Raw genomic sequence first — 15,427 nt, 5'->3', positions numbered from 1 at the left:
TTAATCAATCGATTGCGCGAAGAAAATATTTATATTTATGGCCTGTTATCAAAATAAACTTAATACTATATGTGTGGAATTGTTGGCTACGTAGGTAGCAACTTAGCTTATCCGATCCTGATCGACGGATTAAAAAAATTAGAATATCGAGGTTACGATAGTGCCGGTGTGGCATTACACACGGGCGATTCCCTAGAAGTTTACAAAAAGGAAGGCAAAGTTTCGGCTTTGGAGGAATTCGTATATGGAAAGAATATCCAGGCAACTGTTGGTATAGGTCACACACGTTGGGCGACACACGGTGAACCATCGGATCGTAACGCACACCCACACTACTCGAATTCGGGCAATATTGCAATGATACACAATGGGATCATTGAAAATTATGCGCAGCTGAAAAGTGAACTTCTTCAGAAGGGATATACGTTTAAAAGTGACACTGATTCAGAAGTCCTACTTAATTTTATCGAGGATATAAAAGTAAATAACGAATGTACGTTGGAAGAGGCTGTACGTATTGCCCTGAAGCGTGTGGTCGGTGCTTATGTGATCCTTCTAATCGACAAGGACCTTCCAGATACGATCATTGCTGCGCGAAAAGGCAGCCCTTTGGTGATCGGCATTGGCGATCATGCACACTATTTGGGATCTGATGCTTCGCCTATGTTGGCTTATACGAAAGAGGTCGTTTATATCAACGATTACGAACTGGCCATTGTGCGTCCGGATGAATTGATATTGAAAAATCTTGGCAACGAGCGCATCACACCTTTTGTACAAAAATTGGATATTGAACTCGCTGCAATTGAAAAGGGTGGATTTGACCATTTTATGCTCAAGGAGATTTTCGAACAGCCGCAGACGATATTCGACTCCCTTCGGGGACGCTTAGATCCCGTTCAGCAATCGATCACGCTAAGCGGCGTAGATAAAATCGCCGATAAATTGTTGGCGGCCAATCGGATCATTATCGTTGCTTGCGGAACGAGCTGGCATGCTGGCTTGTTAGCTGAATATGTCTTGGAAGAACTATGCCGGATTAATGTGGAGGTAGAATATGCTTCCGAATTTCGATACAGAAACCCGATTATTACCGATAAAGACGTGATCATAGCCGTATCGCAAAGTGGGGAAACTGCAGATACGCTGGTCGCCATAGAGAATGCGAAGAAACAGGGCGCTACAATTTTTGGATTGGTCAATGTGGTTGGGTCCTCGATTGCGCGGATGTCTGATGCAGGCGCTTATACGCATGCTGGCCCCGAAATTGGGGTAGCGAGTACCAAAGCGTTTACTGCACAGCTTGCCGTGTTGTATTTATTGGCCCTAAAGGTGGCTAAACTAAAAGGAACAATCGATACAACGTTATATCATCGATTAATGACCGATTTGGCAAAGGTACCAGAATACGTACAGGAAATCTTGGACGAGCAGGATGCCATTATCAAAGAAGTAGCGGCGAAATACAGCGATGCCCGTGATTTTCTATTTCTAGGCCGTGGGTATAATTTCCCAATTGCATTGGAAGGCGCCCTGAAACTCAAAGAAATTTCGTATATACATGCAGAGGGGTATCCCGCTGCGGAAATGAAACACGGGCCTATTGCATTGGTCGATGATCAGTTGCCAGTGGTTTTTGTAGCCACGAAAGATAGTTACCATGAAAAAATCGTAAGTAATATTCAAGAGATCAAAGCGCGAAAAGGAAAGGTGATTGCTGTCGTTTCGCAGGGCGATAATGTGGCTGCAGGACTGGCGGATGATGTGATGGTTGTTCCGCTCGTACACGAGGTGATCGCTCCTATTTTATCGGTTATACCGTTGCAATTGCTATCCTATTACATTGGTGTAAATAGAGGACTGGATGTGGATAAACCGCGTAATTTGGCTAAATCTGTAACCGTTGAATAAGCACCTATGTCAAAAATAGTAAAAGAGAAACTATCCGAATTGGGGTATAATTTTATCCCGGACAGGTATCGCCGATCAGATGATGAATATATCCAACGTAACAAACAGTTTCCCCGTGGAAAAAAATTTCGGAAACTGACTCAAGATGAAATTAAAACGCTCATTCTGAATAACAATTACGCGAATAATTGGGACGATATATGGGTGACAGATAAATTTTTACCCGATCAGATACAATATTCAAAATTCTATGGAATGGTTCGTATTGGAGACATGGAAAACGTCTATCTTGACTTCCGTGATCTTCGATTACCTTGCGGAATCTACCATTCTACTATTGTAAGTTGTGATTTTGGGGATACCGTTGCAATCCATCACGTGCGCTACATGTCGCATTTTATAATCGGTAACGATGTGATCTTGTCCAATGTCAATGAAATGGAAACGAGTCACAATGCTAAATTCGGAAACGGTATTCTAAAGACGGGAGATGTGGAAGAGCGTCGAATCCGATTGGAACTTTGTAACGAAAATGGCGGACGGGCGGTATTGCCGTTTGATGGTATGCAGGCGGGCGACGTATTTCTGTGGTCCCGCAATCGGCAGGATAAGATGTTGCAACAACGTTTTCAGGAGATGACGGAGGTTCAATTTTCGGAAGAGCATGGCTTTTATAGTGAAATAGGGGATCGTTCGGTTATCAAAAATACCCATACCATTAAAGATATCAAGATGGGTACCGATGCATATGTTAAAGGAGTCAATAAACTGAAGAATTTAACCATCAATTCCTCGGAAGAATCATTCACGCAGATTGGAGAGGGGTGTGAGCTGGTGAATGGAATTATCGGATACGGATGCCGTATTTTTTATGGTGTAAAGGCAGTGCGTTTCATCCTTTCTTCAAACTCTCAGTTGAAATACGGCGCACGTTTGATCAACTCCTTCTTAGGCGACAACTCCACCATTTCGTGTTGCGAGGTCTTGAATTCATTAATTTTCCCGGCACACGAACAGCATCATAATAATTCGTTTCTATGCGCAGCCCTAGTTAAAGGACAAAGCAATATGGCGGCAGGTGCTACGGTCGGATCTAACCATAATTCCAGAGCGGCCGATGGCGAAATTGTGGCTGGGCGCGGTTTCTGGCCGGGGCTCTGTGTCAGTTTGAAACACAATTCCAGATTCGCATCGTATACGCTGATCGTAAAGGGAGATTTTTTACACGAACTGGACATCCGTTTTCCGTTTTGCTTAGTGAGCAATGAAGTGGATACGAATCGTTTGGTGGTTTTACCGGGCTATTGGTTTCTGTACAATATGTACGCGTTGATGCGGAACACATCAAAATTCCAGTCGCGCGACAAACGAAAATTCAAAAACCAATATATTGAGTATGATATTTTAGCTCCCGATACCGTCAACGAGATGTTTGTAGCGCTGCACGAAATTGAGCGGGCAGTTGGGATGGCTTACAGCACGGATGATTTGAATGCTGACGATATCCGCCGGGCGGGACGAGAACGGCTTCTTTCGGAAGAACCCCTGAATACGCGGGATATCTTGTTAGACAACGTCGAATTCTCAAAGCGTAAAGTCGTGTTGGCGAAACCCAGAGAAGCATATCATATTTACATCCGAATGATCCGCTATTACGCTGCATTACAGCTTATTGAAACCTTAGCGGATACAACGTCATATGCCGACCTTGATGCGCGTTTACAGCAATTGGATGCCAAACGGTATACATTTGAAAATATCGGCGGACAGCTTGTTCCTTCTCCTAAATTAGACGGTTTACTAACGGATATACGGTCTGGACAAATGGAATCGTGGAAGGATGTGCACGAGTATTATCACACATGGAGTAGGGATTATCTCGATGATAAGTTCGCTCACGCCATCGCCGCCCTTTCCGAAATTTCCGAACGCCCGGTGTCCGCATGGGATAACCAATTTTTACGGGATCTTCTTGATGAGGCTTTAGCTACACGAGAATGGATCTTTTCCGAGATCGCAGGATCCAGAAGCAAAGATTATCAGAATCCTTTCAAACAGATGGTCTATAATTCCTACGAAGAAATGGAGGAAGTCGTCGGACATTTAGCGGATAACGATTTTATAAACAAGGAACGTGTTGCAGCCAAGGCGTTCGCCGAAACCATTGCGCAATTAAAAACAAAGTGCTAGGAATACCTAGCGCTTTATTTTTGATATTTTGTAAGGTTTCTTTACCGCTTTGTGTGCCGCAGCCTTAGCAATTTCGGCCTGTATCTCCGAAACAGCGCTCGGCTTATAGGTGTTTTTCCGAACATCCTGTCCGAATAACATTTCATACCAGGTACACGCTGCGGTGAACCTTCCGTAGTCCAACTGCAAATGGTAACCATCCCGCGTAAATGTATCGCCTAATGAGCTGCTACGCGCATTTTGCACAGCGGTTCCCGCCGGGATAATGTGGGCAAAATATCCCAAGGCGGCCACCTGCTTCGATGCGTTAACAATAGCTTTATACATCGTCAATTGATCGCTGTTGTAATTTTTAAACCCTTCATGCGTAGCATCTTGTTGATAAGCCCAGGTCTGATGGTAAACAAACTGAGGAAGTGCCCCTACCTTGCCACGTACGTAGGTAACAAGCTCAGGCAGGCTTTCAACGATGGTTTGGTATTGTCCAGATAGTGGGCTAGCCTGCTGAAAACTAATGTAATCCCAATTTTCATCGCTTAGGGCCTGTGCGACACTTGTTTGGTTAGTCACTACTTTTTTTCCGGAGATATCGATTTTACGATAGCTATAGCTAGCAGCGTTTGCACGCGCATTTTTGACATGCAATGATAAAGGAGCCCCTCCTATATACATGTTGCCAATAATGATCTTCTTGCCGGAAACGCTAGCCAACTCATACAGATAATTTTCAATACCATCTTCGGAAAAACTATTGCCTATAGCCAATATTTTGAGAACACTGTCGGAGGATAAAGGAGTCTGTGCTAATGTGCAGAACTGATGTAGGATCGCTACTAAAACGAGGAAGATTGTTTTTTTCATATCATTATTTGCTGTCATCCAGGGGCTATCCGCGATAGTCTACCATGCACAAGTCGATGTTTAGGCTAGGCGGAAGGCACGAGGGTTGAATCAATAAAATAGTGTCATACGAAGATAGCGAAACGCAGTAAGTTATACGCCCTTGACCCTAAACATTTTGCATTTTAATGTGAAGAATATGCCTTAACAATGGTATTTTTGAGGAACAATGGCGTATAAGTTTGTAGATAATTACCGTGAAAAAGGTGCACGTAAGCAGCTTGTGAAAAATTTGGAAATGCGTGGGATAGCAGATAAACGCGTATTGCAAGCTATCGCAAAGGTGCCTCGTCATTTCTTCTTTGATGAAACATTTTGGAACCAAGCATATCGCGACATTGCGTTTCCGATCGGTGATGGACAAACCATTTCCCAACCCTATACGGTAGCTTACCAATCGGAGTTGTTGCATGTAAAAAAGGGTGATAAGGTGTTGGAAATCGGAACAGGGTCTGGGTATCAAACGTGTATCCTCATGGAACTGGGAGCCGAGGTGTTTACAATCGAACGACAGGAAAGCCTGTACCAACGGACTATTCAGGTCTTACCTTATATGGGATATAAACCTCATTTTTTTCTAGGTGATGGATCTCGTGGCATTTCACAGCATGCGCCGTATGATAAAATCATCGTCACTGCTGGTGCTCCCTTTGTGCCCGAAATTATGCTCAAACAATTGAAATACGGTGGGCTATTGGTAATCCCTGTTGGGGATGAAAAATCGCAAAAGATGGTCACGATACTGCGTGTGGGCGAGAACGATTTCGAGCGGATCGAACTAGATACATTCCGCTTCGTCCCCTTAGTGGGAGATCAGGCATGGTAAGTATGGATTAATATTATAGAAATAAAAGCGCCGTACTGCGGGGCTTTTTTTATTTTTATGGCATGATTTATCAAACGTATCAAGAACATTGTAAAAAAGCGCGAACGGAAATAGCACGCTTAACAAAGGTCATCAACCAAAATAGTTTTGGACGCCTATTTGTTATTCTTGGTGGAGGCGCTGCCTTATTCTATGCGTTTCAAACCAATAGTGTAGGATTTGTCTTTGCCCTGCTGCTGCTCATCGTCTTGGTTTTCGCTTTTTTGATTCGGCGGCAGAGCAAACTCGAGAAGCAACGGGCGGCTCAAGAGGCCTATCTGAAAGTGAATGAAAACGAGTGTATACTCGGCGATACGGGCCGGTCCATGTATGACAATGGAGAACGTTTTGAGGATGGAAAACACCCATACAGCGCAGATCTGGATATATTTGGAACATTTTCCCTGTTCTCCCTGATCAATCGCTGTGCAACGACTTTGGGTGTCGACATGTTGGCCACTTGGCTCATGAAAGCGGCGACGAAAACGATTATCGAAGAACGGCAAAATGCGGTTGCCGAGATTAGTCGTGATCTCGAATGGAGTCAGAATTTTCAAGCTCGTTTGGTCTTCAATTTGTTGCAAAAAACCGAGGTAAAAAGTTTTTTAGCCCGTTATTTTAAAGATTCCAGCTTAAACTTCGGTAACGCAGCGATGGCGTGGTATGTCGCTGTGGCACCGTTTCTCCTGCTTGTTGCCGTGCTGGTGTCTGTTTTTGCCTATCCCATTTGGACATGGGTGGCGCTGCTCGGCCTATCGCATTTATGTTGGACATTGTTCTTGGCCGGAAAGGTAAGTTTGTTTTCCAGTAGAATAGATAAGATCGGTCAGATGTTAGCTGCGTATGCAGAAGGACTTGAACTGATTGAAAACAAGGCATTTGAAACGACCGAAAATGTTCGTTTGAAACGCGCGTTATATCGAGAGGAAAAGCCGTTGTCTCTTGCTTTTCGGGAGTTGTCGAATCTGATAAATAATTTGGATGCCCGAAACAATATTTTAGTTGGAGCGGTTTTGAATGTGTTGTTTTTATGGGACTTCAAGTATGTCCTGAAAATTGTCAAATGGAAATCCAGGTATGCAGAAAATATCTTGGTCGCTTTCGATGTGATTGCGAGTTTTGAAGCGCTAAATTCGTTAGCTATACTGCAACGGAATCATCCCACATGGACTACGCCGGTACTATATCCAGATCCGCGTAACAACAAAATGACCGCTTTGGGCGTTAGGCATCCGCTTATTCCCTCAAATCGTGCCGTTGCAAACGATTATACAAACGGAGAACACCGGATTGCCTTAATAACTGGTTCCAACATGGCCGGGAAAAGCACATTTCTTCGTACGATCGGCATTAACGCCGTTTTGGCTTACACCGGAGCGGTCGTTTGCGCTACGCAGTTCGAGCTGCCCATTTACCAGCTGATCTCGTATATGCGCATTAAAGATTCACTAAATGAAAGTACGTCTACGTTCAAAGCGGAGCTAGACCGAATGAAATTTATCTTGGACACGGTGGGCCGTAAAACAGACAGTTTCTTTTTGATTGATGAGATGTTGCGCGGTACGAATTCTGTCGATAAATATCTGGGATCGCGGGCCATCATCCGCAAATTATTGGCTATGAAAGGGCAGGGCATGGTTGCTACGCACGATTTGCAATTGGCAACATTGGAAGAGGAGAATCCAGGTGAGTTGGAGAACTTCCATTTCGACATCCAAGTGGTGGATGGGGAGATGTTATTCGATTATCGGTTGAAGAACGGTCGGTGTACCATATTTAACGCTTCCTTGTTGTTAAAAGGGATAGGTGTAGATGTAGATAAGGCATAAAAATTGTATTTTTGCCTAAAATTATTCAAAAATGACATTAGAAGAACGGATTGATCAGGCAGAAACGCGAGTCTGTACCACGGTTTTCCCCTTTTTAACAAACCATCATGATACCTTATTTGGTGGAAAGGCAATGGCCATAATGGATGAGGTCTCCTTTATGGCGGCAACGCGCTTCTGCCGAAAACGCTTAGTTACAGTTTCTACAGATCGTATTGACTTTGAAAAAGCAATTCCTTCGGGGAGTATCATCGAAGCAATCGCACGCGTACAAAGTGTGGGCAGGACCAGCGTGAAAGTGAAGGTGGAGATTTTTCTAGAAAAAATGTATGAAGAGGGTCGGGAACTAGCTATCCAAGGTATGTTTACATTCGTTGCACTCGATGAAGACAAAAAACCTATTCCAGTGCTTGACGGATTGGAAATTGAAGATTAAATACGAAGACGACGCTGAGGAACGCGGACACAGAATTCCAGACGACGTCGTCGTTTTCGGATAATAATTATGTCATGCGTTTTTCTTTTTGCTGTTTAATAGTGTCCTTCGCACGGCTGTAAGGTGGTGCCCAAGGTAAATCTACGCCAAGTTCACTGGCACAGTGGTACACAAAGTGGGGATCGTCTAGGAAAGCACGGCCAACGAAAATAAGGTCGGCTTGACCACGTTGTAGAATCTCTTCCCCTTGTTTGCCTGAGGTGATGATACCAACCGCACCTGTAGGAACGTTTGCCTGCTCGCGTACCGCATGTGCGAAGGGTACCTGATAGTTCGCCTGTACAGGTATGACCTGATGTCTAACAGCACCTCCCGAAGAAACATCAATCAATTCGACGCCTGCTTCCTTCAGGTGCTGGGCAAGCGCTATGCTTTGTACAAGATCCCACCCTCCATCAGCCCAATCCGTGGCAGAGAGTCTTACCCAAAGTGAACAGTTCCTCACAACAGGTTTGACCGCACGTACAATCTCCAACAGGAATCGTATCCTATTGTCAAAGCTGCCTCCAAATTCATCGTTTCGGGTGTTCACGAGTGGCGACAAAAATTGATGGATAAGGTAACCATGTGCGGCGTGAAGCTCAATAATCTCGTATCCCGCTTCAACAGCCCGTATGGCGGCCTGGCGAAAATTAGCAATGATAGTGCGAATATCGTCTGCGTGCAAAGCGACAGGTATTTGGTCCTTCTCGTGAAATGGAATAGGTGATGGTGCGACGGTCTGCCATCCGTATTCGTGGTTCGAATCAAACTGAGCAGATCCTTCCCAAGGTTTATCGTAGCTTGCTTTTCTACCAGCATGCGCAAGTTGTATTCCGGGAATACTGCCTTGGGACTTAATAAATGAAGTGATCTGCCTGTACTTTTCGATGTGCTCATCGTTCCAGATGCCCAGGTCCCCGTACGAGATTCTACCCTCGGGAACGACAGCGGTAGCTTCCTGTATGACGGCACCCGCGCGCCCAATAGCAAACTGACCAAGGTGAACAAGATGCCAGTCTGTCGCAAAACCGTCTTCTGCAGAATATTGACACATGGGCGAAACGACAATCCGGTTCGGTAGTTCGACGTTTGTTAACGAAAGAGGGCTAAATAAATGGCTCATGATAATGTTTAATTAGAAAACGAAGCGATTCCAAATTTATTTCTGCGCCGAAAGGCCTACCTTTTCATAGCGCGGTCCAATTCCCGCTTACTTTCACGTTCTTTGATTGTGTCGCGTTTGTCAAAGTCTTTTTTGCCTTGGGCAAGTGCTATCTCTATTTTTGCAAAGCCACGCTCACTGATGAACATGCGGAGGGGTACTATCGTAAAACCCTTTTCTTCGCCTTTTTCCTTGAGTTTTTTCAACTCTTTTTTTGTTAAGAGCAATTGCCGGTCACGTTTTGCTTCGTGGTTGTAAAAGGAACCAAAAGAATACTCCGCGATGTGCATATTCCGGATGTACAAGCCATCTTCAAAAAACGAACAAAAACTGTCATTAATATTCGCCTTTCCTTCCCGTATGGATTTGATTTCCGTGCCCAACAAGCGTATTCCAGCCACGTAGCGGTCAAGCAGGTGGTATTCAAAAGATGCCCGTTTATTTTTTATATTTACGTTCGATGAGATCGCCATTTTGTAAGTGTTTAACCGCAAAAATAACGATTTTGTTGTTTTGGAGAACTTTTAATCACAAACTATTGGTAATCTCTTAACAATAATTTAATTTTATGATATTCATATGGTTTTTAAATGGTGTTAAATCGGAGGAAGTTTTGTATGTTTGCACCGGTTTTTTTTAGGCTGTAAAGTATACAATGATTGTTTTTACCTGTTGAAAGTTAATATTTTTTATTAGTTGACGGCTGTAGAAAAAGGGGATAATTGTATATTTTTATTTATTATTTTATTTTTGACGATTGATACAGGAGAGTCAAAAAGTAAATTAGCTTACTTTATAGAAATTATATCACATTAAATAGAAATACCTACAGCATGAGTAAGGGAAAGTTAAGTGAAAGAACATCTAGATTCCTACAGAGCGAACTAGAGCCAATCAAGGCGAATAATCTGTATGCTTATTTTAGACCTATTCAGTCTAAGCAGGATACAGAAGTTTTGATTGATGGCAAGCGTGTGTTGATGTTCGGTTCAAACTCTTATTTAGGTTTGACAACGGACAAACGGATCATTCAGGCCGCGCAAGATGCGTTAGCTAAATATGGTACGGGCTGTGCTGGATCTCGTTTTCTGAATGGAACGCTGGATATTCACGTGGAACTGGAAGAGAAGTTGGCGAGTTATGTAGGTAAAGAAGCCGCGATACTTTTTAGTACTGGGTTCCAATCGAACTTAGGTCCTTTATCGTGTTTGACCGGTCGTAACGATTATATTCTGTTGGATGAGCGGAATCATGCGTCCATCATCGATGGAAGCCGGCTTTCATTTTCAAAGGTGGTGAAGTATGCGCACAATGACATGGAAGATTTGCGTGCGAAAATTTCTCGTCTTCCTGAAGATAGCCTGAAATTGATCGCTACCGATGGTATTTTTAGCATGGAAGGTGATATTGTACGACTGCCGGAATTGGTTCAGATCGCCGACGAATTTGACGCGGCGATATTGTGTGATGATGCACACAGCTTAGGTGTTATCGGAGACAGTGGTGCTGGAACAGCATCTCATTTTGGCCTGACGGATAAGGTCGACCTGATTATGGGCACGTTCAGTAAATCGCTCGCATCGCTTGGAGGTTTTGTGGCTTCAGATGCACAGACGATTGAGTACTTAAAACACCGCGCACGCTCATTGATGTTTAGCGCCAGCATGACCCCGGCTTCAGTGGCCTCAACATTGAAGGCATTGGAAATTATCCAAACGGAGCCAGAGCACATCGAAAGATTGTGGGCGAATACCAACTACGCGAAAAAATTATTACTTGATAACGGCTTTGATCTTGGCTCCACCGAAAGTCCCATCCTTCCGATATTCGTGCGGAATAATGATAAAACATACTACGTAACGAAGATGCTGCAAGATAATGGGGTATTCGTTAATCCGGTAGTCGCACCGGCGGTACCTGCAGAAGAATCTTTAATCCGGTTCTCGCTGATGGCAACGCATACGTTCGATCAAATTGATGAAGCGGTCGATAAAATGGCAAAAGTGTTCAAAACAGTAGAAGTCGAGTCCTTTATGAATGAATGAGATGATAGAAATCGTTCCTGTTCAGTCAAAAAAGCAACTGGCAAAGTTTATTGATCTTCCGCATGATTTATATGCGAAAGATCCAAACTATGTGCCAGAATTATTTTTGGGGCAACAGGATATGTTGTCTGCTTCGAAACATCCGTTTTACAAACATTCCGAAGCGCAACCATTTCTCGCATATAAAGATGGAAAGCTTGTAGGACGGGTGGTCGCCATTTGGAATAGAAACCATAACGCCTTCAATAACGTAACGGAAGGGCAATTCGGTTTTTTCGAATCCATCAATGATCAGGAAGTCGCAAACAGATTATTGGAGACAGCGGCTGAATGGGTTAGGAAGCGCGGAGGTAATAACATCGTCGGACCTGTTAACCTAACCACAAACGATACGTGTGGTTTACTTATTGATGGCTTTGACCGACCACCTATGGCTATGATGCCTTATAATCCGCCTTACTATCTGGACTTGATTACACATGCAGGCTACCAAAAGAAGGTCGACTTGCGAGCATATCTTGTAACGAAAGCTAACGCGAACCAACGCTCCGTCGTGTTGTTGGATAAGTTGGAGGAACGCTTGAAACGTTCGGGTATCCTGTTAAGGCAAATAAATCTAAAAGACTTTGCCAACGAGGCAAAGAAAATCAAACAGGTTTATAACAGAGCGTGGGATAAAAACCTAGGTTTTGTTCCCATGACAGATGAGGAATTTAACCATACAGCGAAAGATCTTAAAGCGATTGTTGATCCGAAATATTGTATTGTAGCAGAGAAGGATAATGAAGTAATAGGATTCGCCTTGGGGATTCCGAATATTAATGAGATATTAATCCATATTAAACGAGGTCGCCTGCTGCCGTTTGGCATCTTTAAGCTCTTGTTTGGAATGAAAAAAATCAGAACGCTTCGGGTGTTGATGTTGGGCGTACTAGAAGGGCATCGAAAACTAGGAATTGAAGCCTGTCTATACGGTCATATTATTAAAAATTCCATTCCTTCTGGTATAGAAGCCGCGGAATGTTCCTGGATGCTGGATCATAATTATAATATGAATCACGCGATCGAACAAATTAACGCAGATCTCTATAAGCGTTATCGGTTGTACGAAAAAGCGGTATGAAGAAAAAGATTCTGGTAACGGGAGCGAGCGGATTCGTTGGGTCTCATCTGGTAGAGGCTGCTTGTCTTGCTGGTTTTGAAGTTCATGCTGCAGTTCGAAAATCGAGTCAAGTTTCAGAAATTACCCCCTTTGTAACGAAATTTATCTATCCAGATTTTAATGACTCAGCTGCCTTGGCTGATATGTTTGCTACCGGACAGTATGACTACGCTATTCATGCTGCAGCTATGACGAAAGCCAAGACGCACGAGCAGTTAGTGGAAGTTAATGTCGGTGTCACGCATCGCTTTTTACAAGGAGCATTTTCGTCAGAATTTCCGCCAAAACGCGTGGTGTTCGTTAGCAGTCTCGCGGCAATTGGGCCTGTCGCGTATACGGATCAACCTATAACGGAGAATTCACCATATCATCCTGTTACGGACTATGGTCGGAGCAAACAAGCAGCAGAAGAAATGATCCGCGAGCAATTTGCAGACAAACCTATTACGGTAATCCGCCCTACAGCCGTTTACGGACCTCGGGAGAAAGATCTTTTTATTCTTTTTGAAACGATGAATAAAGGGCTAGATGCGTATATCGGTACCGCGCCACAAAAATTGACATTCGTTTATGTGAAAGATCTGGTGGATGTATTGTTGCGTGCTTGTGTGTCTGAACAGCATGGCCTGACCACATTCAATATCACAGATGGTGAGGTGTATTCCCGATACGATATGGCGGATGTTTTCAAGAAAACATTGGGGCGAAAGCTGCTTCGCATACATGTGCCCTTTGGAGTTGTTCAAAAGGTTGCCCAAATTTCAAAATGGCTCTATCGAAAATCATCGAAAACGCCCGTTATTTATCCAGAGCGTCTCGGGGAGCTGACAGCTCAAAATTGGGGTTGCGACATCTCCAAGGCGCAACGTGTGTTAGCATACCTACCGAAGTACAATTTAGCAACTGGACTAGCGGAGAGTTTACTTTGGTACAAAAAAAACAATTGGTTCTAAACACTACCTCATGAGTCAAGAGATTAACAAAAAACTTTTTCAAGATCGGAAAAGAACAAATATTTTAAGTAACCCGGAACAAAAGTTAATATCATATCTGGTGCCGCGTATCCCAAATTGGATAACGTCGGATGGCTTGACGGCCATCGGCTTTTTGGGATCAGCCATGATTTTAGGTAGTTTTTTATTGGCGGAATACGTTGCTCGCCCGTTGCTACTGTTTGGTATATTGGGATTTTATGTTCAATGGTTTGGAGATTCTTTGGATGGACGCATCGCTTTTTACCGAAATAAGTCCCGTAAATGGTATGGATTCGCCCTGGATATTGTGATGGACTGGATCAGCACGGTCATGATTGGGTTAGGATATGTATTTTATGCGCCGGGCGATTTTAAGTATACTGGATTTGCTTTAGTCTCTTTATATGGTTGGGCAATGATTATTTCACAGCTTCGCTATCGCATTACTGATAAATATACAATAGACGCGGGCCTGTTGGGACCAACAGAAATTCGTGTGATTATTTGTGTGGTACTCCTAGCTGAGGTAATTTTTCCAGGCAGCATCAATTATTTGGTCCTTGTGATCTGCGTCTGCCTGTTTATTATTAATTGGGTGGATACCAAAAAACTATTGCATTTGGGTGATTTGAAAGACTGGGAAGAAAAGAAGAAAAAAGATTCCATCGCTCATGAACCGGAAAATTAATGATAAAAAAAAGGAATTCTTTTTATCGTTCGGTAAGGCGCAGATTTCTGCTTTTATCGGCGGACTGTCTGATTTTGCTATTTATATCTGGTGTTTAGAAATCTTTGGGTTTTCTGCTCATGGTTCGAATGTAATCAGCGGTTCCTTAGGGGCGGTGGTTAATTTTACGATAAACCGATATTGGGCATTTGATAACAAGGCAACACCAATCGGCAAGCAGCTTTGGAAATTTATCGTGGTTGTTCTAGGAAGTATTTCCCTAAAATCCACGGGAATTTATTTTTTGGTCGATTATTTATTTTTTAACCCATTTTATTCTAAAATACTGGTTGAGCTGATTGTCTCGCTGTGCTTCAATTTTGTTCTGCAGAAATATTGGGTGTTTAAAAAATAGACAAGGTAGTTGTTTGCTTTTCGTATGGCAGCGGATAATATAAGTAAGGAAGTGGGGCGGTATAAGTGCCCCTTTTTTGTTGGGGGAATGTGTAAAGGGGCAACGGTTGGTTTCGTGTTCGGTGTGTAGCCGTTTTCCTTTTCTAGCTTACGGATATGCCGCATACGCTTTTAACTGTCGATATCTGTGTTATGTCCAGAATAAAATAGTTGCATTTTCTGCGAAGCGGCTACGGTATCGCACGCCCCCAAAAAATCTATCCGATCGGCCTGACCCATCTCTATGACAGATGAGGATGAGCTGTGATGTGAACAGCCTGTAACGACAATCCTCCGGGTCACGGATAAACCAAAGTTAGCCCAAGGGTAGCCCTGGGTAATCACTTTGCCAGCCCCTGTTAAGGGAGGTCGCATAGCGGAAGCGGGCCTTTTTCTTTGCTTTGTGCGCTTCTTTTCGAAAAATATCGGCCAGGCTTACAGGCTGTTGCGGCGTATCGGCCAAAAAAAGGCCCGGGATGCTTGGAAGTAAGGGTCTGGAGTCCCTATCTTTGCACCACTCCGCGAGGGAGGGACAGCACTGAAAAGCGGAAAAAAGGGATTACGGCACGGCCGAATACCGGTTAAAAAAAAGAAGCGCGGGAATTATTTTAAAATAAATTTTGCGGAACCGAAAAAACCTTTTACCTTTGCAGTCCCAAGCGAGTCGAGGGAAACAAAAACGATAGTACGCCGGGCCTTAATGCCCGGAAAAAATAGTCGAAGCGCGATGCGGAGACGATAGAAGTTCTTTAAGAAAATGATCATGTAGCGTAACGAGTAACCGATTGGTG

General features: G+C 43.6%; 15 protein-coding genes. 10 read left to right on the top strand and 5 right to left on the bottom strand.

Annotated elements, in window-relative coordinates; genetic code table 11:
- Positions 1 to 69 precede the first annotated feature (69 nt).
- Positions 70 to 1,911 carry a glutamine--fructose-6-phosphate transaminase (isomerizing) gene (gene glmS / locus ACFSR5_RS14915; RefSeq protein ID WP_380905209.1) on the top strand — a complete coding sequence of 614 codons (1,842 nt, stop codon included), beginning with the start codon at positions 70 to 72 and terminating at the stop codon, positions 1,909 to 1,911.
- Between the two features lie 6 nt (positions 1,912 to 1,917).
- Complete coding sequence (locus ACFSR5_RS14910; RefSeq protein ID WP_380905207.1) at positions 1,918 to 4,101, top strand: DUF4954 family protein; 2,184 nt, start codon at positions 1,918 to 1,920, stop codon at positions 4,099 to 4,101.
- A gap of 6 nt (positions 4,102 to 4,107) precedes the next feature.
- On the opposite strand, the gene ACFSR5_RS14905 is transcribed toward ACFSR5_RS14910, so the two are convergent.
- Complete coding sequence (locus tag ACFSR5_RS14905) at positions 4,108 to 4,962, bottom strand: DUF4886 domain-containing protein (protein ID WP_380905205.1); 855 nt, start codon at positions 4,960 to 4,962, stop codon at positions 4,108 to 4,110.
- A gap of 208 nt (positions 4,963 to 5,170) precedes the next feature.
- Here ACFSR5_RS14905 and ACFSR5_RS14900 point away from each other — a divergent pair, with 208 nt between their 5' ends.
- The 3 genes from ACFSR5_RS14900 to ACFSR5_RS14890 all read left to right on the top strand — a co-directional run bounded on the left by ACFSR5_RS14900 (position 5,171) and on the right by ACFSR5_RS14890 (position 8,131).
- Entirely contained in the window at positions 5,171 to 5,827 is a 657-nt protein-coding gene (locus ACFSR5_RS14900) for a protein-L-isoaspartate(D-aspartate) O-methyltransferase (RefSeq protein WP_380905203.1), read from the top strand.
- A 62-nt stretch (positions 5,828 to 5,889) separates the two neighbouring features.
- Positions 5,890 to 7,695 carry a MutS-related protein gene (locus ACFSR5_RS14895; RefSeq protein WP_380905201.1) on the top strand — a complete coding sequence of 602 codons (1,806 nt, stop codon included), beginning with the start codon at positions 5,890 to 5,892 and terminating at the stop codon, positions 7,693 to 7,695.
- A gap of 31 nt (positions 7,696 to 7,726) precedes the next feature.
- Positions 7,727 to 8,131 (top strand): acyl-CoA thioesterase, encoded by a 405-nt coding sequence (locus ACFSR5_RS14890; protein ID WP_380905199.1) that lies wholly within the window; start codon positions 7,727 to 7,729, stop codon positions 8,129 to 8,131.
- Between the two features lie 67 nt (positions 8,132 to 8,198).
- Here the strand turns inward: ACFSR5_RS14890 and ACFSR5_RS14885 are convergent, their stop codons facing one another.
- On the bottom strand, positions 8,199 to 9,296 hold the full coding sequence (locus tag ACFSR5_RS14885; protein WP_380905197.1) for an NADH:flavin oxidoreductase/NADH oxidase: 1,098 nt from the start codon (positions 9,294 to 9,296) through the stop codon (positions 8,199 to 8,201).
- 56 nt (positions 9,297 to 9,352) lie between these two features.
- Complete coding sequence (gene smpB, locus ACFSR5_RS14880; RefSeq protein WP_380905195.1) at positions 9,353 to 9,808, bottom strand: SsrA-binding protein SmpB; 456 nt, start codon at positions 9,806 to 9,808, stop codon at positions 9,353 to 9,355.
- 360 nt (positions 9,809 to 10,168) lie between these two features.
- Between smpB and spt the strand changes: the two genes are divergently transcribed.
- Genes spt through ACFSR5_RS14855 form a run of 5 tightly spaced genes read left to right on the top strand, consistent with a single transcriptional unit; the run spans position 10,169 to position 14,598 of the window.
- Complete coding sequence (gene spt / locus ACFSR5_RS14875) at positions 10,169 to 11,380, top strand: serine palmitoyltransferase (RefSeq protein WP_380905193.1); 1,212 nt, start codon at positions 10,169 to 10,171, stop codon at positions 11,378 to 11,380.
- A gap of 1 nt (position 11,381) precedes the next feature.
- Positions 11,382 to 12,503 (top strand): hypothetical protein, encoded by a 1,122-nt coding sequence (locus ACFSR5_RS14870; RefSeq protein WP_380905191.1) that lies wholly within the window; start codon positions 11,382 to 11,384, stop codon positions 12,501 to 12,503.
- Positions 12,500 to 13,495, top strand: a complete 996-nt coding sequence (locus tag ACFSR5_RS14865; protein ID WP_380905189.1) for an NAD-dependent epimerase/dehydratase family protein — start codon at positions 12,500 to 12,502, stop codon at positions 13,493 to 13,495. The genes ACFSR5_RS14870 and ACFSR5_RS14865 overlap by 4 nt, the downstream gene beginning before the upstream one ends.
- Positions 13,496 to 13,505: 10 nt before the next feature.
- Entirely contained in the window at positions 13,506 to 14,204 is a 699-nt protein-coding gene (locus tag ACFSR5_RS14860; protein ID WP_380905187.1) for a CDP-alcohol phosphatidyltransferase, read from the top strand.
- Positions 14,188 to 14,598, top strand: a complete 411-nt coding sequence (locus ACFSR5_RS14855) for a GtrA family protein (protein ID WP_380905185.1) — start codon at positions 14,188 to 14,190, stop codon at positions 14,596 to 14,598. Before ACFSR5_RS14860 ends, ACFSR5_RS14855 begins: the two co-directional genes overlap by 17 nt.
- Before the next feature lie 170 nt (positions 14,599 to 14,768).
- On the opposite strand, the gene ACFSR5_RS14850 is transcribed toward ACFSR5_RS14855, so the two are convergent.
- Entirely contained in the window at positions 14,769 to 15,011 is a 243-nt protein-coding gene (locus tag ACFSR5_RS14850; protein WP_380905183.1) for a hypothetical protein, read from the bottom strand.
- A 228-nt stretch (positions 15,012 to 15,239) separates the two neighbouring features.
- Positions 15,240 to 15,427 (bottom strand): hypothetical protein (locus ACFSR5_RS14845; RefSeq protein WP_380905181.1); only part of this gene is annotated, 188 nt, incomplete at its 5' end.

It is taken from the genome of Sphingobacterium suaedae (assembly GCF_042684625.1).
Taxonomy (GTDB): domain Bacteria; phylum Bacteroidota; class Bacteroidia; order Sphingobacteriales; family Sphingobacteriaceae; genus Sphingobacterium; species Sphingobacterium suaedae.
The sequence above is the reverse complement of the archived record's forward strand: the minus strand, read 5'-3'. Positions and strand labels throughout refer to the sequence as shown.

What these genes read in the sequence shown, in the direction of transcription:
- glmS (WP_380905209.1), top strand. Translation starts at nt 70, where the DNA reads ATGTGTGGAATTGTTGGCTACGTAGGTAGCAACTTAGCTTATCCGATC.
- ACFSR5_RS14910 (WP_380905207.1), top strand. Translation starts at nt 1,918, where the DNA reads ATGTCAAAAATAGTAAAAGAGAAACTATCCGAATTGGGGTATAATTTT.
- ACFSR5_RS14905 (WP_380905205.1), bottom strand. Translation starts at nt 4,962, where the DNA reads ATGAAAAAAACAATCTTCCTCGTTTTAGTAGCGATCCTACATCAGTTC.
- ACFSR5_RS14900 (WP_380905203.1), top strand. Translation starts at nt 5,171, where the DNA reads ATGGCGTATAAGTTTGTAGATAATTACCGTGAAAAAGGTGCACGTAAG.
- ACFSR5_RS14895 (WP_380905201.1), top strand. Translation starts at nt 5,890, where the DNA reads ATGATTTATCAAACGTATCAAGAACATTGTAAAAAAGCGCGAACGGAA.
- ACFSR5_RS14890 (WP_380905199.1), top strand. Translation starts at nt 7,727, where the DNA reads ATGACATTAGAAGAACGGATTGATCAGGCAGAAACGCGAGTCTGTACC.
- ACFSR5_RS14885 (WP_380905197.1), bottom strand. Translation starts at nt 9,296, where the DNA reads ATGAGCCATTTATTTAGCCCTCTTTCGTTAACAAACGTCGAACTACCG.
- smpB (WP_380905195.1), bottom strand. Translation starts at nt 9,808, where the DNA reads ATGGCGATCTCATCGAACGTAAATATAAAAAATAAACGGGCATCTTTT.
- spt (WP_380905193.1), top strand. Translation starts at nt 10,169, where the DNA reads ATGAGTAAGGGAAAGTTAAGTGAAAGAACATCTAGATTCCTACAGAGC.
- ACFSR5_RS14870 (WP_380905191.1), top strand. Translation starts at nt 11,382, where the DNA reads ATGATAGAAATCGTTCCTGTTCAGTCAAAAAAGCAACTGGCAAAGTTT.
- ACFSR5_RS14865 (WP_380905189.1), top strand. Translation starts at nt 12,500, where the DNA reads ATGAAGAAAAAGATTCTGGTAACGGGAGCGAGCGGATTCGTTGGGTCT.
- ACFSR5_RS14860 (WP_380905187.1), top strand. Translation starts at nt 13,506, where the DNA reads ATGAGTCAAGAGATTAACAAAAAACTTTTTCAAGATCGGAAAAGAACA.
- ACFSR5_RS14855 (WP_380905185.1), top strand. Translation starts at nt 14,188, where the DNA reads ATGAACCGGAAAATTAATGATAAAAAAAAGGAATTCTTTTTATCGTTC.
- ACFSR5_RS14850 (WP_380905183.1), bottom strand. Translation starts at nt 15,011, where the DNA reads ATGCGACCTCCCTTAACAGGGGCTGGCAAAGTGATTACCCAGGGCTAC.